This window comes from Lentzea sp. CA-135723, assembly GCF_050936595.1.
Taxonomy (GTDB): domain Bacteria; phylum Actinomycetota; class Actinomycetes; order Mycobacteriales; family Pseudonocardiaceae; genus Lentzea.
On the sequence record NZ_JBNJMK010000001.1, the window covers coordinates 3,330,909 to 3,357,073 of the forward strand.

General features: G+C 70.5%; 20 protein-coding genes. 8 read left to right on the top strand and 12 right to left on the bottom strand.

The window, feature by feature from the left end:
- The first annotated feature begins 34 nt into the window (after positions 1 to 34).
- The 5 genes from ACQEU1_RS14385 (at position 35) to ACQEU1_RS14405 (ending at position 5,983) form a co-directional block, all read left to right on the top strand.
- The gene (locus ACQEU1_RS14385; protein ID WP_433200711.1) at positions 35 to 859 is read left to right on the top strand and encodes a glycosyltransferase; all 825 of its coding nucleotides are present in this window, start codon (positions 35 to 37) and stop codon (positions 857 to 859) included.
- Positions 859 to 2,193: an NAD(P)/FAD-dependent oxidoreductase gene (locus ACQEU1_RS14390; protein ID WP_433200714.1), complete on the top strand. Its 1,335-nt coding sequence runs from the start codon at positions 859 to 861 to the stop codon at positions 2,191 to 2,193. Before ACQEU1_RS14385 ends, ACQEU1_RS14390 begins: the two co-directional genes overlap by 1 nt.
- The gene (locus ACQEU1_RS14395; protein ID WP_433200717.1) at positions 2,169 to 3,125 is read left to right on the top strand and encodes a lysyl oxidase family protein; all 957 of its coding nucleotides are present in this window, start codon (positions 2,169 to 2,171) and stop codon (positions 3,123 to 3,125) included. The genes ACQEU1_RS14390 and ACQEU1_RS14395 overlap by 25 nt, the downstream gene beginning before the upstream one ends.
- Positions 3,126 to 3,499: 374 nt before the next feature.
- Positions 3,500 to 4,594 carry a tryptophan dimethylallyltransferase family protein gene (locus ACQEU1_RS14400; protein ID WP_433200720.1) on the top strand — a complete coding sequence of 365 codons (1,095 nt, stop codon included), beginning with the start codon at positions 3,500 to 3,502 and terminating at the stop codon, positions 4,592 to 4,594.
- A gap of 27 nt (positions 4,595 to 4,621) precedes the next feature.
- Complete coding sequence (locus tag ACQEU1_RS14405; protein ID WP_433200723.1) at positions 4,622 to 5,983, top strand: tryptophanase; 1,362 nt, start codon at positions 4,622 to 4,624, stop codon at positions 5,981 to 5,983.
- Positions 5,984 to 6,504: 521 nt separating this feature from the next.
- Here ACQEU1_RS14405 and ACQEU1_RS14410 read toward each other — a convergent pair.
- The 7 genes from ACQEU1_RS14410 to ACQEU1_RS14440 all read right to left on the bottom strand — a co-directional run bounded on the left by ACQEU1_RS14410 (position 6,505) and on the right by ACQEU1_RS14440 (position 13,886).
- A complete protein-coding gene (locus ACQEU1_RS14410; RefSeq protein ID WP_394621442.1) occupies positions 6,505 to 7,104 on the bottom strand; it encodes a GTP-binding protein in 600 nt (199 codons plus the stop codon).
- Entirely contained in the window at positions 7,085 to 7,462 is a 378-nt protein-coding gene (locus ACQEU1_RS14415) for a DUF742 domain-containing protein (RefSeq protein ID WP_433200726.1), read from the bottom strand. The genes ACQEU1_RS14410 and ACQEU1_RS14415 overlap by 20 nt, the downstream gene beginning before the upstream one ends.
- The gene (locus ACQEU1_RS14420; protein WP_030475700.1) at positions 7,459 to 7,896 is read right to left on the bottom strand and encodes a roadblock/LC7 domain-containing protein; all 438 of its coding nucleotides are present in this window, start codon (positions 7,894 to 7,896) and stop codon (positions 7,459 to 7,461) included. The genes ACQEU1_RS14415 and ACQEU1_RS14420 overlap by 4 nt, the downstream gene beginning before the upstream one ends.
- Positions 7,897 to 7,922: 26 nt before the next feature.
- Positions 7,923 to 10,325 carry a nitrate- and nitrite sensing domain-containing protein gene (locus ACQEU1_RS14425; RefSeq protein WP_433200730.1) on the bottom strand — a complete coding sequence of 801 codons (2,403 nt, stop codon included), beginning with the start codon at positions 10,323 to 10,325 and terminating at the stop codon, positions 7,923 to 7,925.
- An 872-nt stretch (positions 10,326 to 11,197) separates the two neighbouring features.
- A complete protein-coding gene (locus ACQEU1_RS14430; protein WP_433200733.1) occupies positions 11,198 to 12,223 on the bottom strand; it encodes an NAD(P)-dependent alcohol dehydrogenase in 1,026 nt (341 codons plus the stop codon).
- Positions 12,220 to 12,876: an iron-sulfur cluster assembly protein gene (locus ACQEU1_RS14435; RefSeq protein WP_433200736.1), complete on the bottom strand. Its 657-nt coding sequence runs from the start codon at positions 12,874 to 12,876 to the stop codon at positions 12,220 to 12,222. The genes ACQEU1_RS14430 and ACQEU1_RS14435 overlap by 4 nt, the downstream gene beginning before the upstream one ends.
- Complete coding sequence (locus tag ACQEU1_RS14440) at positions 12,873 to 13,886, bottom strand: amidohydrolase family protein (RefSeq protein WP_433200739.1); 1,014 nt, start codon at positions 13,884 to 13,886, stop codon at positions 12,873 to 12,875. The genes ACQEU1_RS14435 and ACQEU1_RS14440 overlap by 4 nt, the downstream gene beginning before the upstream one ends.
- Positions 13,887 to 14,036: 150 nt before the next feature.
- Here ACQEU1_RS14440 and ACQEU1_RS14445 point away from each other — a divergent pair, with 150 nt between their 5' ends.
- Complete coding sequence (locus tag ACQEU1_RS14445) at positions 14,037 to 15,431, top strand: helix-turn-helix domain-containing protein (protein WP_433200742.1); 1,395 nt, start codon at positions 14,037 to 14,039, stop codon at positions 15,429 to 15,431.
- Here ACQEU1_RS14445 and ACQEU1_RS14450 read toward each other — a convergent pair.
- From ACQEU1_RS14450 to ACQEU1_RS14465, 4 genes are all read right to left on the bottom strand, one after another.
- Positions 15,409 to 16,494, bottom strand: coding sequence for a serine hydrolase domain-containing protein (locus tag ACQEU1_RS14450; protein WP_433200745.1), 1,086 nt, complete (start codon positions 16,492 to 16,494; stop codon positions 15,409 to 15,411). The two genes, ACQEU1_RS14445 and ACQEU1_RS14450, sit on opposite strands and share 23 nt — an antisense overlap.
- Before the next feature lie 84 nt (positions 16,495 to 16,578).
- The gene (locus ACQEU1_RS14455; protein WP_433200748.1) at positions 16,579 to 17,247 is read right to left on the bottom strand and encodes a phosphoribosylformylglycinamidine synthase subunit PurQ; all 669 of its coding nucleotides are present in this window, start codon (positions 17,245 to 17,247) and stop codon (positions 16,579 to 16,581) included.
- A complete protein-coding gene (locus ACQEU1_RS14460) occupies positions 17,244 to 20,015 on the bottom strand; it encodes an AIR synthase-related protein (RefSeq protein WP_433200751.1) in 2,772 nt (923 codons plus the stop codon). The genes ACQEU1_RS14455 and ACQEU1_RS14460 overlap by 4 nt, the downstream gene beginning before the upstream one ends.
- 174 nt (positions 20,016 to 20,189) lie before the next feature.
- Positions 20,190 to 20,810, bottom strand: a complete 621-nt coding sequence (locus ACQEU1_RS14465) for a hypothetical protein (RefSeq protein WP_433200754.1) — start codon at positions 20,808 to 20,810, stop codon at positions 20,190 to 20,192.
- 162 nt (positions 20,811 to 20,972) lie between these two features.
- Between ACQEU1_RS14465 and otsB the strand changes: the two genes are divergently transcribed.
- Together otsB and ACQEU1_RS14475 are read left to right on the top strand one after the other, a co-directional pair.
- The gene (gene otsB, locus ACQEU1_RS14470; protein ID WP_433200757.1) at positions 20,973 to 21,776 is read left to right on the top strand and encodes a trehalose-phosphatase; all 804 of its coding nucleotides are present in this window, start codon (positions 20,973 to 20,975) and stop codon (positions 21,774 to 21,776) included.
- A 109-nt stretch (positions 21,777 to 21,885) separates the two neighbouring features.
- Positions 21,886 to 25,545 carry a BTAD domain-containing putative transcriptional regulator gene (locus tag ACQEU1_RS14475; RefSeq protein WP_433200760.1) on the top strand — a complete coding sequence of 1,220 codons (3,660 nt, stop codon included), beginning with the start codon at positions 21,886 to 21,888 and terminating at the stop codon, positions 25,543 to 25,545.
- Here the strand turns inward: ACQEU1_RS14475 and ACQEU1_RS14480 are convergent.
- Entirely contained in the window at positions 25,538 to 26,161 is a 624-nt protein-coding gene (locus ACQEU1_RS14480) for a helix-turn-helix transcriptional regulator (RefSeq protein ID WP_433200763.1), read from the bottom strand. The genes ACQEU1_RS14475 and ACQEU1_RS14480 overlap by 8 nt on opposite strands.
- Between the last annotated feature and the right edge of the window lie 4 nt (positions 26,162 to 26,165).

Consider the following 26,165-nt stretch of genomic DNA (forward strand, 5'->3'; position numbering starts at 1 on the left):
CACCAACCACTAGCCACCGAAGAGGGGGCATTGAGTGAGAGTCGACGAACACGGGATCCGGCATTCGGCCGGAGACGCGGTCGCGATCGTGCAGAAGCCGATCCGCACGTGCGGCGACGTCCACGTCGTCCTCCCGGCCTACAACGAGGCGGCCGCGCTGCCGTCGCTGCTCCAGCGCATCGCCGCCTCCGACCTCGCCGACCGGATCACGGTGTGGGTGGTCGACGACGGCTCTTCCGACGGCACCGGCGACTGCGTCGGGCAGGCCCGCGGCGTCGACGCCAGGCTGGTGAGCCACCCGGTCAACCTCGGCCTGGGCCAGGCCGTCCAGTCCGGCCTGCGGGCGGTGCTCGCCGAGGCCGAGCCCGACGACGTGCTGATCGTCATGGACGCCGACGACACGCACGACCCCGGCGTGTTCCCCAAGATGCTGGCCGAGATCAAGGCCGGCGCGGACGTGGTGATCTGCTCGCGGTTCGTCTCCGGTGGCGACGACTCGACGGCGCCGCAGTGGCGCAGGCTGCTCAGCCGCGGCGCCCGCGTCGTGTTCGGCAAGATCCTGCACTTCGACGGCGTGCGCGACTTCACCAGCGGCTTCCGCGCGTACCGGGTGAGCCTGCTCAGCCGCGCCACCGCGCACTACGGCGAGCGCCTGGTCGAGGAACGCGGCTTCGCCTGCATGGTCGAGCTGCTGCTGAAGCTGCGGCACTGCGGCCCGATCGTCAGCGAGATCCCGCTGCACCTGCGCTACGACCGCAAGCCCGGCGCCAGCAAGCTCCGGCTCGGCCGCACGCTCAAGCAGTACCTGCTCCTGCTCACGCGTGACCGCCTCGCGCCCGTTCCGTTCCGGAAGCTCTGATGCCCCACCGCGTCGTCGTCATCGGCGGGGGCATCTGCGGCCTCGCCACCGCGCACCGCCTCGCCCGCGAGGGTCTGGCCGTGACGCTGCTCGAAGCCAGCGACCAGCTCGGCGGGCTCGGCACGTTCTTCGAGTCCCGTGGCCGGTCGGTGGAACGCTTCTACCACTGCGTGATGCCGACGGACGACGCGCTGCTCGCGTTGCTGGACGAGGTGGGCCTGCGCGAGAGCGTCGGCTGGAAGCCCACCTCGATGGGCATGATCGTCGAGGGCGAGCACCGGTCGTTCAACTCGGCGCTCGACCTGCTGCGGTTCCGGCCGCTGAGCTTCGCGAACCGGATCCGGTTCGGCGTGATCTCGTTGCTGCTGCGGCGGTTGGGCCAGGGCAAGGACCTCGACCGGCTGCGCACCGAGGACTGGTTGCGCGGCCTGTACGGCGACAAGATCTGGGACCTGCTGCTGGCCCCGATGTTCGGCGCCAAGTTCGGCTCGGCGTTCGGGGACGTGCCCGCGCTGTACGTGTGGCAGCGCCTGGGCCGCGAGAGCAACGAGTCGGTGCGCGGGTACCCCGCCGGTGGCTACCAGAGCGTCATCGACGCGCTGAGGGCGTCGATCGAGGCGCACGGCGGCGAGGTCCGCGTCGACGCTCCCGTAGCGCGGCTGGAGGCCGGCGAGCACCGGGTGGTCGTGACGCTCGCGGACGGCGAGACGATCGAGGCGGACCACGCGGTGTCGACCGTGCCGCTGCCGGCGTTGCGCGCGATCGCGGACGCCGACCTGACGCCGTTGCTGCCCGAGGTCCGGCTGCCGTACCAGGGCGTCGTGAACACGCTCTTCTTCCTGCGCAAGCCGTTGTCCGGGCACTACTGGGCGCCGGTGATCCGGTCGGGCACCGACTTCGACGGCGTGATCGAGATGACGCCGCTGGCGGGTTCGGAGCGCTACGGCGACCGGCACCTCGCGTACGTCATGCACTACACGGACCGCGAGTCGGCGTTGTACCGCGAGGACTCGGACAGCATCGCCCGCCGGTGGACCGAGCAGCTGCTCAGCGTCCACAAGGGACTGACGGCGGCCGACGTCGACGAGGTGCGGGTGTTCAAGGCGCCGTTCGTCGAGCCCGTCTACCCGTTGGGGTACCTGGAGAAGCGGCCCGCCGTCGAGGTCGCCGGCACGCGCCTGCTGCTCGCCACCACGGCCCACGTCTACCCGAACGTCACGAGCTGGAACTCGAGCGTGGAGCTCTCCAACTCGGTGACCGCCACGCTCCTGCGCACCGCCAGGAGCACCCCGACCCAGGAGAACACCGCATGGTCAGCAGAATCGGCGCGGTGATCGCAGCACTGACGATCACCGCGGCCACCCTCGTCTCCTCGCAGACCGTGCAGGCCGATCCGGCGCCGCTGCTGCCCGACCTCCGCCAGGCGCCGATCGGCTGCCCCGGCGGCTGGAGCGGCCCCCCGATCGCCTGCGGCGCCTGGGACGTCTGCCTGGTCGAGGACGCCTCGGCACCCCGGGGCCAGTGCTCGCACCGCGGCGGCACCGCGCAGGCCGTGCGGCTGCGGTTCACCACCTCGATCGACAACGTCGGCGACGGCCCGTTGCTCCTGCACGCGCACCGCGACAGCACCGCGACGCCGACGATGAGCGTCCGCCAGGCCGTCCAGTCCGGTGTGGACCGTTCGATCGCAGGGTCGTTCACCGAGGCGCGGCGCGAGACGAGGTCCAGCGCCTACTACGAACCGGCGCCCACGCACACGCACTGGCACCTGCTCAACTTCGAGTACTTCCAGCTGCGCACCCCGGACGGCGGCGTGGTGGTGACCGACCGCAAGAACGGGTTCTGCATCGGCGACCGCTACGGGGTGTCGGACGACCTCGCGCACCGGCCGGTCGATCCGGACACTCCCGAGGGGAGGCTCGCGCAGCGGCTGGACGGGCACATGTGCGGCCACCACGACACGTCCGCCCTGGACGTGATGTTCGGAATCTCGGTCGGATCCGGGGACGACTACAAGCACGACGTCGACTTCCAGTGGCTCGACCTGAGCCGCGTGAAGTCCGGTATCTACGACGTCGTGAACGTCGTGAACTCCGACCGCGCGTTGCTGGAGAAGAACTACGACAACAACGCGTCGTCGATCGCGATCTCCGTGCAGTGGCCGGACGACGCGGTGTCCCCTCCGGACACCATCACCGCGGCGCCGTCCGTGCGGATGCTCCGGAGCTGCCCCGGCAAAGCGAAGTGCGCGAAGACGCACAACTGAGAAGTTTCGAAACATGCCCGAATGGGGGTGTCCGCACTCGCGGGCACTCCCGTTTTCTTTTGTACCGGGACAAACGGACGCGATTCGGTCGCAATACCACGGCGGAAGCGTTTAGCACAAACCTTACTCTGTGGTGCCCATGCGTCGAACGCATAGCACACCCGTGCAGGCGTGCGCAATTGCACGCAACGCCACTCGCAAACGGTCAAGTCAATAGTCCGAGTGGTGCAATCTTCATCACAGCGCAGAGTGTCGCACACAACCCCCTTGGCCCTTGACCAGGGCATGTGGCGGGTTGAGAGAATTCACTTCGCGATTCCACCCCGTCAGGGATCGCAAAAGACTGATTCCCGGCCGATCAGGAGTGCCCCATCTTGAGCGCGCCAGTCGTATCGCTGCACGATTTCGCCATTGGACAACTTCACAACCTCCTGCGCGCGGTCGGTTTAGCGGACTCCACCAAAACCGCGACAAAACTGCTGGGTGAGGCATTAGGGCCCGGCAGCAGGCTCCCCCTCTCCTCAGTTCCCCATTGGCCCTCATTCGTGGCGGACGACCACTCCCCGGTCGAATTCTCGGTCGCTTTGGCTCAAAACGAACGACCCACCGTGCGGATGATCGTGGAATCGATCGCGAAGAAGCCGGGCAAGCAGGCCAACGTCGGCGCGGCGCTCAAGGTGCTCGACAAGCTCACGCGGAAGCACGGGCTGCGCCGGGACAAGCTCGACGCCGTCCGCGACCTGTTCCTGCCCGACGACCCGCAGGGCGCGTTCGCGTTCTGGTACGCGCTGATCGTCGGCCCGGCGGGACCGCCGGCGGTCAAGGTCTACCTCAACCCGGACGTGCAGGGCCGCGACCACGCCACCCGCCTCGTCGCGGAAGCGCTCTCGCGACTCGGGTTGAGCTCGGCGCTCCCGGCGATCACCGAGCACGGGCTGCGGCGCCCCGGGCTCGACCGGTTCTCCTTCTTCGCCCTCGATCTGATGGACGAGGACCACGCGCGCGTGAAGACGTACGTCTCGCACGACGACGCGGTGGTCGCGGACGTGGTGGGCGCGGCGGCGGCCGTCCCCGACGTCGACCCCGGACTCCTGGCGGACGTCTGCGCGCTCGCCTGCGGGGGCACCGGCCCGTTCACCGGCCGCCCGCTGATGTCGAGCTACACCTTCCTGTCCGGCGACACGGACTCCCCGAGCGGCTACTCCCTCTACATCCCGGTGCGCGACTACGTCCAGGACGACCTGGAGGCCTGCGAACGGGTGCTCGCGATCATGGCCCGCTGCGGCCTCGACACCACGCCGTTCGTGATGGCGCTGGCGAGCATCGTGCGGCGGCCGCTGGGCGACGGCGCCGGACTGATCGCCCACGTCTCGCTGCGCCTGGGCAGACCCAAACCAGGGGTCTCCGTCTACCTGTCCTCGGAGGCGTACGACGTCACGCCACCCCGCAGCCGGGCACTGCTCGTCTAACCGCACCACCTCAGAAAGGCCGCCGCCGTGGAACCGTACCGAATCAAGGTCGTCGAACCCATTCCGATCACCACTCGCGAATACCGGGAACGACGCTATGCCGAGGCCGGGTACAACCAGTTCAACCTCACGGCGGAAGACGTCACGATCGATCTGCTGAGCGATTCGGGCACCGGCGCCCTGTCCGCGGAGCAGATGGCCGCCGGCATGCGCGGCGACGAGACCTACGCGGGTTCCCGGTCCTGGTTCCGGTTCCGCGAGGTGGCCGAGGAACTGACCGCATACCAGCACATCTTCCCGGTGCACCAGGGCCGTGCGGCTGAACGGATCCTTTTCGGCGCGTTGCTGAAACCGGGACAGATCTCGGTCAGCAACACGCACTTCGACATGACCCGCGCCAACGTCGAACTGTCCGGCGGCATCGCGCGCGACCTGCCGTGCCCCGAGGCCGCCGACCTCGACAGCGACGCCCCGTTCAAGGGCAACATCGACCTCGACGCCCTGACCGCGTTGCTCGACGGCCCCGACGACGTGGGCGTGGTCGTCATGACGATCACCAACAACGGCGGCGGCGGCCAACCGGTCTCCATGGCGAACCTGGAAGCCGTGAGTGCCTTGTGCCGCAAGCACAACGTCCCGTTCTTCCTGGACGCGGCCCGCTTCGCCGAGAACGCCTGGCTGGTCACCCAACGGGAAGAGCGCTTCCACAACCACTCCCCGCGCGAAGTCGCGAAGCTCGCCTTCCGCCTCGCCGACGGCTGCGTGCTCAGCCTCAAGAAGGACGGCATCGTCCACATCGGAGGGATGCTCGCCCTCCAGGACACCGAACTGGCCAAGCAGTGCGAACTCCTGCTCATCGCCACCGAGGGCTTCCTGACCTACGGCGGCCTCTCCGGCCGCGACCTCGACATGTGCGCCCAGGGCCTCCAGGAAGTCACCGACCCCCTCTACCTGCGCGAACGAGCAGAAGCCACCCGCTACCTGGCCGACTGCGCGCGCGAGGCCGGAGTGGACAGTGTGACCCCGACCGGCGTGCACGGCGTCTACCTGAACGCGGCCCGCCTGCTCCCCCACATCCCGCCGAGCCGCTTCACCGGCCACGCCCTGGCCTCAGAGCTGTACCTGGCAGGCGGAATCCGCTGCGCCGAGGTGGGTTCGCTCTACCTGGGCGAGATCGACGAGGCAGGCGACCTGATCAAGCCCGCGCCGTTCGAACTGGTGCGCCTGGCGATCCCGCGCCGCGTGTACACCCGCAGCCACCTCGAATACGTGGCCGAGACGCTGGCGGGCATCGCGAAGAACCCGGAGAAGGTGCCGGGCTACCGCCTGACGGAGATCCCGGCGATCCTGCGCCCGTTCCGCTGCAGGCTGGAGCAGATCAAGCCCTGACGGCACGCCTGACGAACGCGAAGCCGAAGGCGAGCCGACCCGACGGCGAAGCCGAGGAGTCTTGGCTTTTGCTTTTGCCCTTAGCCAAGAGGGCCCGGCGGTGGGGTCCCGTCACGAGTCGCGCCACAGCTCTTGCTGCACCAGAGCAGGGGTGTCAAACGGACACGCTCTTCGTCCGTTTGACACCCCTGCTCTGGTGTGGCCCGCTCTTGGCTCGACTTGTGACGGACCCCACCGCCAACGCAACCAAACTACGAAACAGGCAGCCGCTCTAAGCAACAGGCGTGCCATCAACCCGCGAGTGGCGCGGTGCCCCCCGATCAGATTGCCGGGGGTCTGGGGGCAGAGCCCCCGGAGGGAAGCACGCACCAGAATCCCGCCAACGCAACAGGGGAACGCATGCTGACGCAGGCGTCCCCCTGAAATCAGGACCCCCCGCGACCAAACCTACTCAGGGGGTCCGACAAGATCAGACCGTCAGATCAGACCGTCAGATCAGGCCCTCGCATCAGACCGTCACATCAGGCCATCACGTCGAGCCGGTTCATCGCGTGCTCGATCACGCGGACCAGCACCGACTTGCAAGACTCCCGGTCACGCGCATCGCACAACACCAGCGGCACGGTGTCGGCGACATCCAGCGCCACCCGCATCTCCTCGGCCGTGTACGAGTGGCTGCCCTCAAAGCAGTTCACCGCCACCACGAACGGAATCCCACGACGTTCGAAGAAGTCGATCGCCCCGAACCCGGCGTCCAGCCGCCGCGTGTCGACCAGCACCACAGCCCCGATGGACCCGATGGCGAGCTCGTCCCACAGGAACCAGAACCGGTCCTGCCCTGGCGTGCCGAACAGGTACAGCACCAGCTCGGGGTTGATCGTGATGCGCCCGAAGTCCAGGGCGACCGTCGTCGTGGTCTTGCCCTCGACCCCGTAGAGGTCGTCGATCTCCTCGCCGGCCTCGGTCAGCAGCTCCTCGGTGCGCAGCGGGGTGATCTCGCTGACCGCGCCGACCATCGTTGTCTTGCCGACGCCGAACCCACCGGCGACGACGATCTTCACGGAGGTGGGGACGGTGAGCTCTTCCCTGCCCTGCCCTGAATCAGATTGCACGGACACCATCGAGCACCTTCTGAAGTAGGGTCATGTCGACCGGGGTCACCCTGGTGGCCGGGCCGCTGGTGATCACGTCGCCGCGCTGGATGAGGTCGCTCAGCAACACCTTCACCACGACGAGCGGTGCGTGCAGGTAGGCGGCGACCTCCGCGACGGAAAGCGGTTTCCGGCAGAGCTTGATGATCTCCAGGTGCTCGACCGACAGGGTGCCCTGGTCGGTCGTGGTGCGCAGGGCGCGCACCTGGGTCGTGAGCGTGAGGTCCTCACCGGCTGGCTTGGGCCTGGTGCGGCCGCTCACCATCGCGTACGGGCGGACCATGGGGCCCGCCGCCTCGTCGTACCACCAGTCGGAGGAGTTGCTCATGACAACCCGAGGGGGTTGGGCATCCGCGGCGACGCCAGTGTGCGCGGTGCCGAGGAGAGGTAGGCGCCCACGCGCTTGACGAGCATGTTCATCTCGTACGCGATCATGCCCATGTCGGCGTCCTCGTCGCCCACCACCGCGAGACAGGCGCCCTGTCCCGCCGCGGTGACGAACAGGTGCGCGCGCTCCATCTCCACGATGGTCTGGCGGACCTGTCCACCTCCGAAGTGCCGTCCGGTGCCGCGAGCCAGGCTCTGGAACGCCGACGCCATCGCCGAGAGGTGGTCGGAGTCGTCCTTGGAGAGCTCGGGAGAGTGGGCGAGCAGCAGGCCGTCCGCGGAGAGCACCACCGCGTGCCGGGCACCGACCACTCTCGCGACGAGGTCTTCCAGCAGCCAGTTGAGCTCGGGGTGCCCGCCGGTCAGGTCGTCCACGGAAATAGCCCTTTCAGTTCTGTGATTCACGGTTCCACGACGTCGTCGGCCTGGCGGGCGTCACGGGTGCCCCGCTGGAAGGCGGACATTCCGTCGCGGGTTCGTTCCGCCCGTTCCTCGGGGTTGAACTCCGCGAGTTCCGGCATCGGCCGGACTTCGTCGTTGGCGAGCTGGGGCACGAGGTGCTGCTGACGCCTGCGGCGCGGCAGCTCCGGCCGGTCGTCCGTGCGGTTCGCTGTCTCACCTTCCGCCGGGTCGTCGGTCGGCCACACGCCTGCCAGGCGGTCTTCCCGGGGCAGCTCGAGCTGCCCGCTGCTGCTGTCCAGGTCCCTTTCGAGGTCCAGGGCCGGACCGCGGTCGTTTCCCACTGCCCTGCCGGCCCAGAACTCGTCCAGGCGGAAGGTCTCGGTGGGGCGCTCGCCGGGACGCGAGTCGTGCGACAGGTCGCCCTGGATCGGCACGGCGGCCTCCAAGGCCTCCGGCGAGCGCGCGGCCTGCTGCATGGTCTGCTGGCGGAACGTCGGCTTCGGCATCGGCACGGAGTCCGCGGGGTCGACCGCGCCCGCCTCGCCGACGATCAGCTCGGACGGGACCAGCACCAGCGCGATGGTGCCGCCGGACGGGCAGTCGCGCAGCTCGACGTGGATGTGCCGGCGGGCGGCCAGCCGGGCGACGACGAAGAGGCCGAGACGGGACTCGCCGCGCAGGCGCATCGCCTCGAAGTCCGGCGGCGCCTCCAGCATCTTGTTGTGCTGCTCGCGGTCCTCGGACTTGATGCCGAGGCCGTGGTCCTCGATCTCGATGACGAGACCCTGCGGCACCTCGCTGCTGTGGATCTCGACCTGCGAGCGCGGCGACGAGAACGACGTGGCGTTGTCGACGAGCTCGGCGATCAGGTGGATGGTGTCCGCGACGGCGGCGCCGACCAGCGCGACCTCGGGCACCGGGTTCACCTTGACGCGGGCGTACTGCTCGGTCTCGGCGACGGCGGCGCGCACGACGTCGAGCATGCGCACGGGCTTGCGCCACTGCCTGCCCGGCTGCTCGCCGGTGAGGATGATCAGGTTCTCGGCGTTGCGGCGGGCGCGCGTCGCGAGGTGGTCGAGCTGGAAGAACGCGTCGAGGTGGTCGGGGTTCTCCTCCTCGCGCTCCAGCTTGTCGAGGATCTTCAGCTGGCGGTGCACGAGGCCCTGGTTGCGGCGCGCGATGTCGAGGAAGACCCGGTTCACGCCTTCACGGGTCTGCGACTCCTTCACGGCCGCGGCGACGGCGGTGTACTGCGCGGCGTTGAACGCGTCGGCCACCTGGCCGATCTCGTCGTTGCCGTAGTCGAGCGCGGGGACCTCGGCGGCGACGTCGACGTGCTTGCCGTCGCGCAGCCGCTCGACGATGCTCGGCAGCCGCTCGTGGGCGAGCTTCAGCGAGTCGCTCTTCAGGCTGGTGAGGCGGACGATCAACGCCTTGTTGACGAGGCGGTTGGAGACGCGGACCGCGACGAAGATGCCGACGATGACCGCGATCAGGGCGATGAGCGAACCGATGAGGACGGTCGTGAACTTGTCCTTGCCGTTCGCCATGGCGATGTTCACGGCGCCGGTCGACTGCTCCTGCACCATCGTGGTCAGCTCGGTCGACACCGCGCGACTGGCGTTCTCCCAGTCGGTCAGGGCGACCTGGTTGCCGATCGGCCGTTCCGCGTTCTGCAGCAGGCGGTTCTCCAGCGTCACGAGCTGCTGGTACGGCGCACTGCCGGTGACGGTCTTGTAGTGCTCGCGCACGTTCGGCAGCGACGTGGGCTCGATGACGTTGAGCGTGAAGTGGTACGCGCCGACCAGCTGGACGAACTCGCGGTGCTCCTCCGGCGTGAACTTGCCCGCGGCGAGCGCGCCGGCGGCGACGGAACTGGAGCGCGACATGGCGTCGGAGGCCTGGAAGTACTGCAACGCGCCGAGCGCGCCCTGGACGGTCTCGGCGTCGGGCACGATGCGGGCCTGCGTGCCGAACAACGAGCCACCGGCGTCGAGAACGCTGTTGTAGTAGCGGTAGATCTCGTCCTTGGACGTCGAACCGGACTCGAGGCGCTCGCGCTGCTCGGGCAGCTGGTCGAGCAGGCCGTTGAGCTTGTTGATGCCGTCGACGATCTCCTGCGGCGCCTGGGAGGCGAGCTCCGCGAACGCCGACTTCATCTTCTCGACGTCCTTGTCGGTGTCCTGCTGCTGCTTGAGCAACGCCGACGCGTTCGCGCCGGGGCGGCTCAGGCTCGTCATGCTGAGCTCGCGTTCCTTCTGCAGCGACGCGAACGACTGCACCGCGGGGATCGAGGCGTCACGCGCACCGGAGGCCACCAGCTGGAGGTAGAGCCCCTCGAACACCGTGTAGGACGAGAACAGCGCCCACATGGCCAGAAGGACGACGCTGGGAACCACCACGACACCAGTGAGCCGGGAACGAATTGTCTTGTAATTCGTCTCAGGCACGTTCTTCAGCTTCACAACGCTCCACGACCACCCGAATTGGCGACGGAAAGATAGCATCGCATGATCAACATGATCAACAGCGATGATCTTGAGGGGGCGAGAGCAGAGTACTCACTCCGTTGACCTTCGCAACACCCCCCATCGCCCTGGTTCCCCACTAGGGGGCCCTAGTTGTCCGAACGGGCGAAAGGGTTGGGGGAACCGCCCCATCAGCTAAAACAGGTCCCTATTGACGGCAACTTGACACTCGTGCGCAGCGTCTCTAAGCAGGAGCGGAGCGCGACCAATCGTCGCTTTCCGTCACCGGTGCGTATTCGCGAATTCGCACGTCAGGCCCGCGACCGAGTGTGATCGACTTACGTCATTCCTCATCCGAGATCAACTCGGCGGGATGCCTCCGAGTCGCTAAGAAAGCGGTAATTGCGCTGGTCACCGGCACGACGCCGGCCGTTCACCCGGCGACTACCGTGAGCAGTGTCCAACGGAACGAACACAACTGTCACCCCGTTGGCCCAACGCGTTACGCCACCGGCGACACCGCGCGGGCCCGCCTCCGCAGTGTCCTCGGCCACAGCCGCGCGGAACTCGTGCCCGGTGTTTGTCCGAACCCGCGGTCGTCCACTGCCCGACCGTCCACACGCGCCGGAAGACCGTTGGGGCGCAGAAGGATCCGTGGCGAATTCAAAAATTCTCGCCGTGTTCCAACGTTTCCGAAAGTTTCGATCACGCCGTCAGGACGCGACCGTCCTTCTTCCACCGGCCCAGGGGAACCGCGTCCCCCGCTCACGTGCCCGAGGTGCGTCCCGGGCACGTGAGCGACGAGGTCACGGCGTGAGGATCGCCCGGCCGCGCACTCGGCCGTTGTCCAGGTCGTCGATCGCGTCCTGGAACCGGTCGAGCGGGTACTTCTGGGTGTGCAGCGTGACCTTTCCCTGCGCCGCCAGCACCATCAGCTCGCACAGGTCGGTGTAGGACCCGACGAGGTTGCCGATCAGGTTGATCTCGGTGGAGATGATGTCGATCGTCGGGACGTCGATGTTCTCGCCGTAGCCGACGACGTGGTAGTCGCCCGCCCGCCGCAGCATCGCGATGCCGTCGCGCGTCGCGCCGCCCTCGCCCACGAAGTCGATCACGGTCTCGGCGCCGTCGCCGCCGGTGAGGTCGAGGACGGCCGCCACGTGCGCGCCGTCCGCGACGACGCCGTGGTCCGCGCCGATGGCCGAGGCGAGCTTCACCGCGTCCGGGTTGCGGTCCACCACCACGATCTCCGCGGCCGTCAACGCCTTCAGCACCTGCACGCCGATGTGCCCGAGGCCGCCCGCGCCGATCACCACGCACCGGTCCCCCGGCCGCAGCCTGCGCGCCGCCTTGGCCGCCGCGTGGTACGCCGTCAGGCCCGCGTCGGCGAGGGCGGCGACGTCGGACGGCTCCAGGGCGTCGTCGATCTTCACGACGCTGCGGGCCGACGTCCTGAGGTACTCGGCGTAGCCGCCGGCGGTGTCGATGCCGGGGAACTGCGAGGCGGAGCAGTGCACGTCGTCGCCGCTGCGGCAGGCCCGGCACAGGCCGCAGGTGATCAGCGGGTGCACGATCACCTTGTCGCCCTCCGCGACGTTCGTGACGGCCGCGCCGACCGCGTGCACCCAGCCCGCGTTCTCGTGGCCGATCGTGTACGGCAGCGCCACGCCGGACTTCTCCGCCCACTGCCCTTCGAGGATGTGCAGGTCGGTGCGGCACACGCCGGCCCCGCCGATCCGCACGACCACGTCGAACGGCCCGGTCACCCGCGGTTCGGCGACCTCCGTCATCTGCAGCGGCTGGTGGTAGCCGGTGACCTGGACGGCCCTCATGCCGTTTCCTCCATTGCGTAACGGGTGCGGAGCAGGCCACGGCAGAAGTGCGCGTTGCCCTCGATGGAGATGCCGACCGACCGGGCGAACCGCAGGCGCAGCGGCAGCCGGCCGGGTGACAGGGGGACGCCGTTGTCGTCGACGAGCACCAGCGCGTCCGGCGCGCAGGAGAAGCCGAGCGCGGAACGCCTGCGCCGCAACGCCTCCGTCGCCTTCGAGGTCGGCAGCTGGTCCAGCGTCAACGACCTCAGCCGGTCCAGCGGCACGTCGCGCACCGCCCGTTCCATCGCGGCCGCGTGGGCCTTGCGCTGGAACGTCAGCCGCAGCTCCTCCAGGTCGCGGGACGCCTCCTCGCCGTACGTGCCCACGAACCCGGCGTCGGCGGCGATCCCGCGGTTGATCACGTCCGAGTCGTGGTGGTCGTCCAGCACGACGACCACGTGCGGAGCCAGCTCCCGCAACGCGTCCTTCGCGTCGGAGGCCATGAGGTACGCGAAGTTCGGCGAGCAGAACGCCGTCGGCAGTCGCAAGTGGACGGTCAGCACACCGCCGGCCAGCTCGACCGAGCGGACGAACCCGAGCGTGGTGATCGGCTCGTCGAGCTCGGGGTCCATCACCTCGTCCAACGCCTTGTGCACAGCCTTCTCGATCATGCGACCGACACCGCCTCCTGCGGCACCGGGGCGACGTCGAGACCCTCCGGCACCGGGATGTCGTACATCTTCGCCGCGTTGAGGCCGAGGATTTTCTTTTTCTGCGCCACGGTGAGCGGCGCGTACTCGGTCATGTCGGCGGGGATCTGGAAGTCGACGAACCGTTCGACCAGCCAGCGCGGCGTCCACAGGGCGTAGTCGCTGGAGAACTGGATGCGGTCCTCGTTCAGCCAGTACAGCAGCTCGCCGATGATCTGCGCGAAGTAGCGCGGCCGGGTGTGGATGAACGGCATCGCGACCGCGAGGCCCGCGTGCACGTTCGGTTCCTGGGTGGCGATCCAGCAGAAGTCCTCCAGCCGGGGCAGGCCGCAGTGCTCGATCACGAAGTTGAGCTCGGGGAAGTCGGTGGCCGCGTGGTCGACGTCCGCCACGTCGAACGCGTCGCGGTCGAGCGGCCTGATCGTCGGGCCCTTGTGGATGTGGATGTTGCGGATGCCGAGCTCCTGCGCGGTCTCCAGGTACCGGTAGCTCCACGGGTCGTCGAGGCGCCAGCCGCGCGAGTCGCCGTACCACTCGGCGGTGTAGAGCTTCACGCCCTTGAGCCCGAACCGTTCGGCGTCCCGGCGAAGGCCGTCGAGGCCCTGCTGCTCGCGGCGCGGGTCCCAGCAGTGGTTGTAGGTGAGCTTGTCCGGGTGCTTCGAGGTGAGCTCCCACGCCTCCTCGGTCTGACCGAAACCGTTGTGGTAGAAGGCACCCAGGTGAGCGGGCTGGAAGATGGCGTGGTCCACGTACCCGTTGTCGAAGAGGTCGCGCATCAGGCGTTCGCCGCCCTGGTACAGGTACTCCTCGTACGACCAGACCTCCTCCTCCGGTGAGAGGTTGCGGTGGTAGTCGTAGAAGCAGTCGATGAACTGCTTGCCGTGGATGTTGCGCTGGTTCTCCGGGCGGGCGTCCCAGAGCGCGATGTGGGCGTCGACGATGAAGTAGTTCTCGCCGTCCTTCGAGTACATGGCCGCCTCCTGTGGTGGTTGCGGACGACCGTAGGAAGATCCGCGCAGCTCAGGGACCCGGCGCGTGTCTCACTTTGAGACATCCGGTACTGCGGCACGCGTCCGTTCGGGTCGTACTCTGGGGTCCGGACGTGCGACGAGGAGGTCGACGTGGACGACCGGCAGCTGGCCGCCATTCCCCAGCGCCTGCGGGCCTCGTGGCTGCGCAGCGAGCGGTACGGCGTGCCGGAGGACGAGGTCAGGCCGGTCTTCACCGGCACCGTCGACACCACGTCGTTGTTCTACGAGTGCGGCCACGAGGTGCTGCGCGGCCTGCACGACACGCTGTCCAACGAGCCGATCAGCTTGATGATCACCGACAGCGAGGGCCTGGTCCTCACCCGGCTCTGCACCGATCCGGTCATCGTCCGCTCGCTCGACCGCGTCTACCTCGCGCCGGGTTTCTACTTCGCCGAGGCCAACGCCGGCACGAACGGCCTGGGCCTCGCGCTGGCCGACCGCACGGCGTCGTTGGTGCGCGCCGACGAGCACTACTGCACGGGCCTGCGCGGCTACACGTGCGCGGCCGTGCCGGTGCTCGACCCCGTCACGGGCGCGCTGGCGGGCAGCGTGAACCTCACGACCTGGTCCGACCAGTCGTCCGACCTGCTGCTGGCCCTCGCGCAGGCCGCGGCGGGCACCACGGCGGCGTTGATGCTGGCCCGCGCCTCAGGCCGGAAGATCCGCCCGGCGCCGCGTGGCGAGGTGTTCCGCGTGTACGCCGACCGGGTTGCGCCACCCCGGCTGTCCGCGGCCTGGACGTCCGCCGTGGGTGCGGCCGCCGAGGCCATGCAGGACGGCCGGGTGGTCGCCGTCGTCGGCGAACCGGGTGCGGGCAAGACCGCGCTGGCCACGCACGCGCGGCGGTCCGTCCGCCCCCGCGAACGGCTGCTCAACGCCCGCCCGCCGGCCCCCGACGACGTGTCCGGGTGGCTGCGGCTGTGGACCCCCGAGCTGGGCAAGGCCGACACGTGCGTGGTCGTGTCCGGGGTCGACGCGCTGCCCGCGTGGGCCTCCTCCTCGCTCGCGCCGCTGCTGACCGGCTTCGTGCTGACCGCGACCTCGGCCGTGCCCGAGGCGTTGGCACCGCTGGTCGACGTGGTGGTGGAGGCACCGGCGTTGCGCCTGCGCCCCGACGACATCCTGCCGCTGGCCCACTACTTCGCGCACCGCGACCGAGGCCGCGAGGTCACGTTCACCTCGGCCGCCGTGCGCGCGTTGCTGTCGTACGAGTGGCCGGAGAACACCAGCCAGCTGCGCCAGGTCGTGCGCGTGGCCGCCGCCCGCTCGGACGTGATCGACGTGCAGCACCTGCCCGCCGAGGTGTTCACCAGCGCCGGGCACCGCCTGAGCCGCCTGCAGGCGCTGGAACGGGACGAGATCGTGCGCTGCCTGACCGCGCCGGGCGCGACGATCGCGCAGGCGTCCGCCGAGCTCGGCATCGGGCGGGCGACGATCTACCGCAAGATGGCGCAGTACGGCATCAAGGCCGATCGCCTGCGGTGACGGCGTTCGCGATCCTGAGCGTCATCTGCTGCTGCGACGCGTCACGGACCGTGGGCGTGAACGAGTAGGCGATGCGCCGCTGGTCGTCACGCGTGGAGAACATGCCCGCGTTGTAGCCGTACCACTCCCCCGTCTTGCCCCAGATCTCCACGCCGTTGATCGTGAACGTCTGCAGCCCGATCGCGTACGCGGCCGGCCGTCCATCCACCATGGACACTTCCGGCAGCGTGAACATCTTCTCCAGCAACGGTTGCCGGACGAGTCTGCCGTCGAAGAGCGCCTTGGTGAACCGCGTGAGATCGCCGGTCGTGGACACCATGTCGCCCTCGCCGTGGGCACGCGAGGTGTTGAAGTCGCTGACGTCGACCCGTTGCCCGTCGACGTCGAGGTAGCCGTGGACGTGCGCGCCGCGGAGGGTGGTCTCATCGCGTTGCGGCACATAGGTCTTGTCGAGGCCGAGCGGCCGGGTGATGCGCTCGCGCACCTCGACGCTCAGGTCGCGGCCGGTGATCTTCTCGATGATCATCGTGGCGAGCAGGTAGTTGATGCCCCGGTACTCCTGCCTGGTGCCAGGGGTGAACTTCGGCTGCGTTTCCGGGATGAGGTCGCGGAGCTGTTGCGGGGTCCAGCTGTCGTGGCGGTGGGCGAGCACCTTGGCGGGCGTGCTCAGGTCCGGGTAGCCGACCTCGTTCGGGATTCCGCTGGTGTGGTTCAGGAGCTGGCCGACCGTCACCGCGTCCAGGGTCTCCGGCACGTCCGGGAAGTAGTGGCGGACCTTGGTGCCGAGGTCGAGCCTGCGTTCCGCGACGAGCTGGAGCGCGACCGTCGCCACGAACACCTTGCTGACGCTGCCGATGCGGAACCGGTCATCGGGCCCGACCTCGCGACGGCCGTCCGCCAGACCCGCCGTGCCGAACCAGCGGCCCGCGTCGCCCGCGACCCGCAGCTGGGCGGACGTGGCGACCGGGTTGGTGAGGTCGGAGATGGCCGCCTGCAACGCTTCCGGCTGCAACGGGGGTAAGGGAGTGGCGGCGACGAGGGCCGCGAGGAGCAGAGATTTCATGATCACCAACCTGCCGTGGTGATCATGGCGGGGACATGGTGCCGGCCCCCGCTCTCGCGGTGGGGCCGGCACCAGTACCGCGGTCTAGCGGACGGCGCGCACGCCGTTCTCGAAGAACGCCAGCCGGGTCTCGCGGTCCATCGCCCGCTCCGGGTGGTCCATCAGGCCGAACGAGAGGCCGTCGGCGCTGGTGATGCCGGCGATGTCCTCGAACGAGCCGTCCGGGTTGGTGTCCTTCTCGTAGCGCAGCGCGACGCGGAAGCTCTCGGTCTCGCTGCCGGGGTCGAAGCGGCCCTCGCCGTGCGCGCACGGGAAGCTGAGGGTCTGGCCCGCGAGGCCCTCGAGCCACGGGCTGTCGTTGCCGGTCTCGACGACGTGGCGCTGGTGCTCCTCGTTGCGGAACGTGCCGGCGCTGTTGACCTTGAGGCCCACCTTGCCGAAGCAGCCGCCGCGCACCGCGATCTGGAACCCGTTGCAGATGCCCAGCAACGGGCGGCTGCGCGCCGCCTCGAACTGGTCGGCGAGGTGGCTGCGCAGCAACGCCGCCGCCACCGCGCCACCGCCGAGGTGGTCGCCGAACGAGAACCCGCCGGGGATGCAGAGGATGTCGGCGTCGTCGAGGCGTTCGGTGCCCGCGAGCAGGTCGGCCGCGAACCTCGTCCTCGGCTCGGCGCCCACCTCGGCGAACGCGCGGACGGTCTCCTCCTGGCAGTTGGTGCCGGGCAGGTACAGGACGTTGACGGTCGGCTTCATGCGATCCTCGCCGTGAACGAATCGAGCCAGCCGTCGCGCGCGGCCGGGGTGAACAGGTCGGTGCCGTCGAGCACGATGCCCGTGCCTCCGAGCGTGCCGAGGACGACGGGGTTGAGCTCGGCGGGCAGCTTCGCCACGTCGTCAGGGGCGACCTCCACGACGGCGCCGATGCGGTGCTCGGCGAAGAGCGACTCGGTGGTCGCGCTCTCCAGCGCGACGCCGATGCCGCTCGCGAGGACGCCCTGGGCGAGGGTGGCCGCGACGCCGCCGGCGCCGATGCGGGCACCGCTGCGCAGCAGGTCCCTCGACTGCGCGAGTGCGGCCAGGTAGCTGTCCACTTCGGACAGTTCCAGGTCGTCCAGGCCGCCGTCCGGCAGGCCGAGCTTGCGCGCGGCGACCGTGCCGACCGGGGACGACGTCCGCAGGCCGACCTGGACGAGCACGTTGCCCTGCGCGGTCCACTGCTCTGCCAGCAGGCCGTCGCGGTGCGGGACCTTGCCGAGCGCGCTCAGGAACACCGCGGGCGGCACGCTGACCAGGCCCTCGTCGGTGTGCACGGAACCGGCCGACGAGTCCTTGCCGGAGATCAGCGGCACGCCGAAGTGGCGCACCAGGCCCGCGAGCTCGTCGACCATGCCGACGAGCCACTCGCGCCAGTTCTCGGACAGGTGCGGGGTGTAGAAGTTGTCGCACATGCAGACGTCCTTCACGGCCACGCCCGCGAGCACCTGGCCCGCGATGGCCGCGCAGAACATCTGGCGGGTGGCGGCGACCGGGTCGGCGTCGAACATCCACGGGTTGAACGCGGTGTTCAGCACGGCCGCGGCGGGCGAGCCGTCGACCGGCGTGCCCGCCCAGTAGGCGGTGCGGACCGCCTGCTCGGTGCCGTAGTGCGGGCCGTACCAGGTGTTGCCCTGGACCGTGGAGTCGTACTGCGAGTCGGCGAAGTGCTGCGAGGCGACCTCGGCGTCCGAGACGACCTGGGCCAGCAGGTCGGCGAGCTGCCCGGCGTCCAGCTCCGGCCACTCGGGGGCGCCCAGCGGACGCGGCGGCGCGCCGACCTCGACCCGTTCGACCTCGAGGTCGAGCAGGTCGTAGGCCACGTCGAAGCCGAGCTCGCCCTGGTGCGCCGGGACGCTGAACGGGTCCGCGGCGATGAGCGCGTCCTCGGTCAGGTCCGGGGCGTGGAACACGTGGTAGCGGCCCGTGTCCGCGAACCGGCCGATGACCGTCGACCGCACCATGTGCCGGTCGAGGATCTGCTTCGCCCGCGCCTGGTGCTCCGGCGGCACGGCGAGCAGCATGCGCTCCTGCGACTCGGACAGCAGGATCCGCCACATCGGCAGCGCGGCGGTCTTGAGCGGCACCAGCGCGGTGTTGATCCACACGCCGCACGCCTCGCCGATCTCGCCGACCGCGCTGTTCAGGCCGGCGCCACCGACGTCGGTGAGCGCGCTCATGCAGCCGGCCTCGCGCAGTTCGATCAACGCCTTGCGGAACTTGACCTGCTCCAGCGGCGCGCCGATCTGCACGGCCGTCGTGTCCATCACCGCGCCCGCCGAGCTGGCCGACGCGCCGTGGATGCCCTCGTTGCCGGTCAGGCCGCCGATGAGCACGACGAAGTCGCCGGGCCGCGGCGTCCCCCGCTGCGCCGCCTCGACCGGCAGCAGCCCGATGCTGCCGCCGAGCGCGAACGGCTTGGCGCGGTACGCCGGGTGGAACGTCATGCGCGACGACATCATCGGCACGCCGAACGTGTTCCCGTACTCCTTGATCGCGCGGATCGTCTCGCCCGCGAGCCGCTTGGCGTCCGGGCGTCCCTTGATCGGCGCGGGTGCCTCCGGCAGGCCGACGGCCGTGTACTCGAAGCTGCCGATCGGGTCCGCGGACAGCCCCGTGCCGAGGATGTCGCGCAGCACGCCGCCGAGCTTCGTCAACTGCCCGAAGTAGCCGGAGATCGCGGACGGCCCGTTGTGCGTCTCGGCCTTGATGGCGATCGCGTGGCCGTCGTAGAAGTCCCAGACGCCGGCGTTGTCGTGGAACATGCTGAGCACGTTCGGGTTGTCGACGTCCTTGGCCGCCTGGACGAGCCGGCCGAGCAGGCCGCCCAGCGACTTCCACGTCGTGTGCGCGCAGTGGTCGCTCCAGCGGGCGTCCAGAGCCTCCAGCAGCACGTCGGTGACGAACTCGTCCCCGAGCGTGTTCTGCACGTGCTGGACGTGCTTCATCTGCGCGAGCGAGAGGTTCCGCCCGCCGGCCGCGCCGAGCGCCTCGAGCCCCTCGTCGTCGAGCCCGCGCAGGTCGTACTGCTCCGCCGGGTCGTAGTGCCCCTGCGGCACGAGCGTGTCGTAGTGCGGTTCCTCGACGTGCAGCTCCTCGATCGTCGCGTTGAACCGCGTCGTCTCGATGAGCTCCCTGAGCTTCGGCTCCCCGGACTTGTAGCTGGTCGCGACCTTGCCGGCCTTCGCCTCGACCCCGAGCAGCCCGCACACCGTGACGATGGAGTCGCTCTCGTTGTCGACCACCCCGCGCTTGTACGCCACCTGCACGGCTCCGGCGGGAAGCGGCGTGTCGAGCGTGACCTCGACGTCGAGCTGGTCACCCAGCACGGCCGCCACCTGCGCGAGTGCCCCCGCGTCCGGCGCGCTCTCGAACTCGACGTAGTAGTCGCGCCAGACCTCGAGGTCCTCGAGCCCCCACGATCGGCCGAGCTCACGGATGTCGGGCTCCGCTACCCCCGCGGAGCGAACCGAGAACTTGTGGATCAACAATCCTCCTGGAGCTGAACGGTCGGGGCAATTGTCCCCGGCGGCGACCGCGCTCGTGGAAGCACCCAGGCAACCGGGCGAGGCCGCACTGCGACACACGCAGCACCCTATGTGCTCAGCCCCCACCAGCCCGAATCGGTGGAGGGCGACGCGCGTCACCCGACCGCCTGACGCTCAGCGGCGCCGCCACACCTCGTCCCCGAGGGAGATCAGCTCGGCGTACCCGCGCGGCATCGCGTCGCCCGGCCGGTACGACTCCACCGACCGGTTCGGCACCTGCCACTCGTCCAGCGCGACGTCCAGGTCGCGGGTGGCCAGCAGGACGTCGTGGTCGGTCGCGGACCGCGCGAACTCCACCAGGTGCACCCGCACCGGTGACCGCCCCGCGCGCCACGCCACCCGCAGGCTCACCGCGTCCCGCAGCCGTGCGCAGGCCTCGGCGGCGGCTCGGTCCACCAGCACGTGCTTCGACGTCGTCGGCATCCTGGACGGCGGCAGCACGGGGACGGCGACCGCCTGGTCGGCGAGCGGGGTGAGGCGGGTCAGCCTGGCGCTGACGACGGCGTCGCCGGTGAGGCCGCGGAGGTCCTTGATCTCCCTGGCGGTGAGGCCGATCTGGCCTTCCGCCGCGCGGCCCGTGATCAGCTCGACGCACGTCTCGGCGCGGTGGTCGCACAGCAGGTTGCGCGCCTCCGCGGCCAGGCGGGACGCTCCCGCCGCCGCGAGCCTCATCGTCACCGCGCGCAACCGCGACGACAGCGCGCCCTCGGCGCCGGTCGTCCGCTCGTCCAGCACATCGCCCTCCAGTACCGCCGCACCGGAATTCGATCACGGCCGGAACGCGGGACGTGGCCGCGGACGGCGACCGTGCCCGCCCGGCACGGCGAATGTCGCCCGAAGGTGCAGACAGGTGTTTCCCGAGGTCTGCGACGAGCACCGGTACGTAACGTCGCCGGCATGCCCGGTCTGCCCGCTGACCTCCTCGACGCGCTGGTCCCGTTGGCGCGCACCCCGCACCTGTTGCTGGCGTGCGCCTACGACGGCACTCTGGCGCCGGTCGCGGCACGGCCGGAGCAGGCGCTGCCGGACCGCGAGGCCGTGGCGGTGCTGCGCCGGATCGCGGTGCTGCCGGACACGACGACCGCGGTGATCTCCGGGCGGGCGGTGCGGGACCTGGCACTGCTGTCGCGGCTGCCCGGTGAGGTGCGGCTGGTCGGGTCGCACGGCGCGGAGTTCGACGCCGGGGTCGTGCGCGAGCCGAGCCCGGAGGAACGGCTGCTGCTCGCGGACCTGCGGCGGGTGGTCACGGACGGCGTGGCGCGGTACTCGTCGCCGGCGGTGGTCGAGGTCAGGCCGCTGAGCGTCGCCGTGCACCACGGCCGCTGCCGGCCGGAGGAGGCGCGGTGGCTGCTGGCCCAGCTGCGCACCGGGCCGGGCGGCTGGGCGGGCGTGCGGGTCACCGAGGGCAGGCGGGTGATCGAGTTCTCCGTCGTGCCCGCCGACAAGGGGCAGGCGCTGGACGTGCTGCGGCACCAGGCCGGCGCCACCGCGGTCGCGTTCCTGGGGGACGACGCGGCGGACGAGAAGGCGTTCGCGCAGCTCTCCGGCAACGACGTCGGCATCCGCGTCGGCGACGGCGACACCGTTGCGGCGCACCGGATCGAGGACACCGCGATGGTGGTGGCCACGTTCACGGCCCTGCTGGAGCAGCGGACCGCGTGGTTGTCCTCCGGTTTTGCCCCGACGGGCACCGCGGAGTGACAATCGGGGCAGACACCCCGGAGGGTGCTCCGCTCGCCCGATTAGCCTCCGTCCGCGAGCAGTGGGCTGGTCGCGGTGGGACCGGTCGTGGCGACACAGAGGAGCGGGAGTGCCGGAAGCTGGTGCGGGACAACGGTTGCGCATCGGGCTGCTCGGCCCGTTGCGGGTCGTGCTCGACGGCACCGAGGTCCCGCTCGGCCCGAGCCTGCAACGCGCCCTGTTCGCCGTGCTCGCCTCCAGGGCGGGGCAGGCGGTCAGCCGCGAGGAGCTGATCGCGGGGGTCTGGGGCATCGCCGCACCGGCCAGCGCGGCCGGCAGCGTCTACACCTACGTGTCCGCGTTGCGCAGGGCCCTGACCCGCGCCGGCGTCGAGAACAGCCGCGAAGTCCTGCTCTCCACCAGGAACGGCTACTCGCTGCGGGTCGCACCGTCCCAGGTGGACCTGGTGGAGTTCGGCGACCTGGTGGCGGGCGCCGACCGGCTGAGCGCCGCCGGGGAGCACCGCGAGGCCGTCGAACGGCGTTCCCAGGCCCTGCAACTCTTCCGCGGCGACCCGTACATCGGGATTCCCGGGCCGCACGCCGAGTACGAACGCGGCCGGTGGACCGACCGCGGCCTGTCCGCGGTGGAGGCGCGGGCGCGCGACCGGCTCGTGCTCGGCGAGACGGCCGACCTGCCCGCCGAGCTGGCCTCGCTGGCGCGGAACTTCCCGTTGCGCGAGTCGCTGCACGCGTTGCTGATGCTGGCGCTGAGCCGCACCGGGCGGCAGGCGGAGGCGCTGGAGGTCTACGCCGCCGCCCGCGAGGTGCTGCGGTCCGAACTGGGCGCGGAACCCGGCCAGGCGCTGCTCGACGCGCACGCCTCCGTGCTGGCCGGCGCCGGGACCCCCGCCGTCGCGGCCCAGCAGGAAAGCGAGCAGGAAAGCGCTGTCCCCGCCCGCGGCGCCACCGACGTGTTCGTCGGGCGGGAGGACGAGACCGAACGCCTGCGCGAACGCCTCGTCGACCTGTCGACCGGCGCGGGCGGCGCCGTCTACGTCGAGGGCGAACCGGGCATCGGCAAGTCCGAGCTGCTCGCGCTGGGTCTCGCGGGCGCCGAACGGCTCGGCTTCCAGGTCGGCTGGGCGGTCGCGGACCAGCTCGCCGCGCACTTCCCGCTCCAGGTGCTGATGGAGTTCGCGGGCATCGACCCGGTCGAGTCCTGCTCCCAGCGCGGCGAGCTGAGCCGTCAGCAGGACGCGGGGGTGCTGCCCGCCGAGGACGACACGATCCAGATCGTCGCCGACCACACGGCCGCGATGGTGGACGAGATGACCGCGCAGGCCCCGACCGTGCTGGTGATCGACGACCTGCAGTGGGCGGACGAGGCGTCCGTGCACGTGTGGCGCAGGCTCGTCACGGCGACCCGCCAGCTGCCGTTGCTGCTGGTCACGGCGGCGAGGTCGCGGCACGGCCGGGCCGATCTGGACGGGCTGCGCGACCACGTCGCCGCCGCGGGCGGGGACGTGGTGGCGCTCGGGCCGTTGTCCGGTGACGAGGCCTCCGCGCTGACCACCGAGCTGGTGGGCGGCCGGCCGGGGACCCGGCTGCGCCGGCTCGTGGCGCAGGCCGACGGCAACCCGATGTACCTGCGGGAGATGCTCGGCGCACTGCGCCGCGAGCAGGCGATCGACCTCGCCGACGGGGTCGCCGAGGTCGCGGAGGCGCAGCTGCGGGACGCGCCGCGCACGTTGTTCGCCGCCGTCCAGCGCACCTGGCAGGCGTTGCCGGACCGCACCCGCGAGGTGCTGCGCTGCGCCGCCGTGCTCGGCGCGGACGTCACCGCCGAGCAGATCGCCGGGCTGTGGCAGAGGCCCGTGGACGAGGTCGTCCTCGCGGCCGAGGAGGCGGTCAGGGCGAACGTGCTCGCGGAGGGCACGCACCGGCTGGTGTTCCGGCACCCGGTGGTGCGCGAGGCCGTGTACGACGCCGTGCCCGCGCCGATGCGCGAGCTGCTGCACCTGCAGGCCGCCAAGGCGCTCGCCGCGGAGCAGGCACCCGCCCGGCGCGTCGCCGAACAGCTGGTGGCCGCCGCGTCCGAGCCGGAGCCGTGGGTCTGCGACTGGCTGGTGGCCAACGTCGCCGAGCTGGCCTCGCGGGCCCCGTTGATCGCGGTGGACCTGCTGGAACAGGCGCTCGACCACGGCGGCCCCCGCGACCCGCGCCGCGAGGTGCTGCTCACCGCGCTCGTGCGGGTGCTGTTCAAGCTCGTCCGCGACCCGGAGGCGGAGGTCAAGCAGGCGCTCGCGATCTCGACCGACCCGACCCGCTCGACCGAGCTGCGGCAGATGCTCGCGGCGATCCTGCTGCGGCAGGGCAAGCGGGAGCTGGCCGTGCGGGCGCTGACCGAGGTCGAGACGGACCCGTCGGTGCCGGAGATCTGGCGGTTGCGGCACAAGTCGCTGCTGGCGCACATCGGCAGGGACATCTCCAACGTCGACAACGCCGAGCTGACCGCGAAGACCGCGCACGCGGAGGCCGTCGCGAACAAGGACGCGTACCTGATCGCGCACTCGTTGCAGACCCGCTGGCTGGTGGACACGGTCCGGCGCGACCACCGGGCGGCGCTGCGGCACGTCGACGAGGCGATCGCCGCCGTCACCGGCCGCACCGACATGCCGGCGATGCACGCGATCCTGCTGGACAACCGCATGTTCACGTTGCAGAACCTGGACCGGCTGGGCGAGGTCGACGCGGCGTTGCGCAAGGTCGACGAGCTGACCGTCGCGCACCGGCTGCCGACCGGCCCGCAGGTGCCCGCCGCGATCCACCACTACTGGACCGGGCGCTGGGACCAGGCTTTGGTGGAGCTCGACGCGGCGACCGAGGACGGCCCGGCGATCAACTACGGCGGCCTGGTCGACCCCGGCCCGTCGTGGCTGCTGCTGCACGGCGTCGCGGCGCTGATCGCGTTGCGGCGGGGCGACGGCGGCGCCGCGCGAGCACATCTGGACGCGGCCGAGGAGTACCTCGTGACCACGGTGGCCGAACGCGAGAGCCACGACTTCCTGCTGGTCGCGAGGTCGCTCGCGGCCGTGCAGAGCGGTGACCGGAAACGGGCGCTGGAGATCATGGCGCCGGTCCTCGACCCGGCCTACGCCGAGCTGATGCTGCGGCACCAGTGGCTGCCGGACGTCCTCAAGCTGGCGCGCGAGGCGGGTGCGGAGGACGTGGTCTTCGAGGCGCTGGCTGTCGCCAAGCTGGAGGCGGACCGCGAGATCGTGCCCGCGCGCGCCCACACGGCGCTGCTGCGGTGCGAGGCGCTCGCGACCGGCGACCCGGAACCGGCGCTCGCCGCGGTGGCGCACTACCGCGAGGTCGGCAGGACGGTCGAGCTGGCCGCGGCGCTGGAGGAGGCCGCGGCACTGCTCGTCACGGCCGGGCGGCAGGTCGAGGCACGCGCGGCGCTCGCGGAGGCGGTGGAAGTCCTCACGTCGCTGGACGCGCGGTGGGACCTCCACAGGATCCTGGGCCGGTCCGGTGCCGTCGGCCTGCGGCACGACCGGGCGGCCGGTCGTGCGGACACGGGCTGGGAGACGCTGTCACCGGTCGAGCGGCGCATCGCCGGCCTCGTCGCGAACGGACTGTCCAATCCGGACATCGCGGTGCGGCTGTCGCTGCCGCGCCGGGTGGTGCAGTCGCACGTGGCGCGCATCCTGGACAAGCTGGGCGTGCGTTCGCGCGCGCTCGTGGCGGAGCACGCGAACCCGCCCGGCAACGCGGTCAGATGACGCCGGCCCGCATCGCGTAGGCCACGGCGTGCGCTCTGTTGCGGAGGTTGAGCCGGTTCGTCACGTGGTGGATCACGTTCTTGACGGTCCGCTCGGAGTACCGCAGCTCCTTGGCGATCTCGTCGGTGGCCCAGCCCTCGGCGATCAGCCGCAGGACGTCGACCTCGCGCGGCGCGAGCCCCGCCGCGTTGAGTCCGTTGGGCGCGAGCACGTCGCGCTGGAGCATCTCGACGCGCTTGAGCAGCTTGCCCAGCACGTCGCGGGGCATGACGCCGCTGCCGTTGGCCGCGGCCTGGATGCTGTCGACCAGCTGCTCCCCCGTCACGGCGGTGCGCGGCAGGATCGCCACCACGCCGCACTCGACGACGGCGAGCAGCGGGGCGTCGGTCAGGGCGGTCGCCATCAGCACGATCGGGACCCTGCGGTCGGCCGACGTCTGCCGGAGCCAGCCCATGGCCTCCGACGTCAGCCTCTCCGTCGAGAAGACGATGACGTCCGGCGGCGTCAGACCGTCCTTCTCGACGACCTGGACCTCCGGCCGCGCCTTGAGGAAGTACGAGAGCCCGACGTAGCCCATGGGGTCCGTGCTGTGCACGGCGACGCGTACTTGCGCCATCACA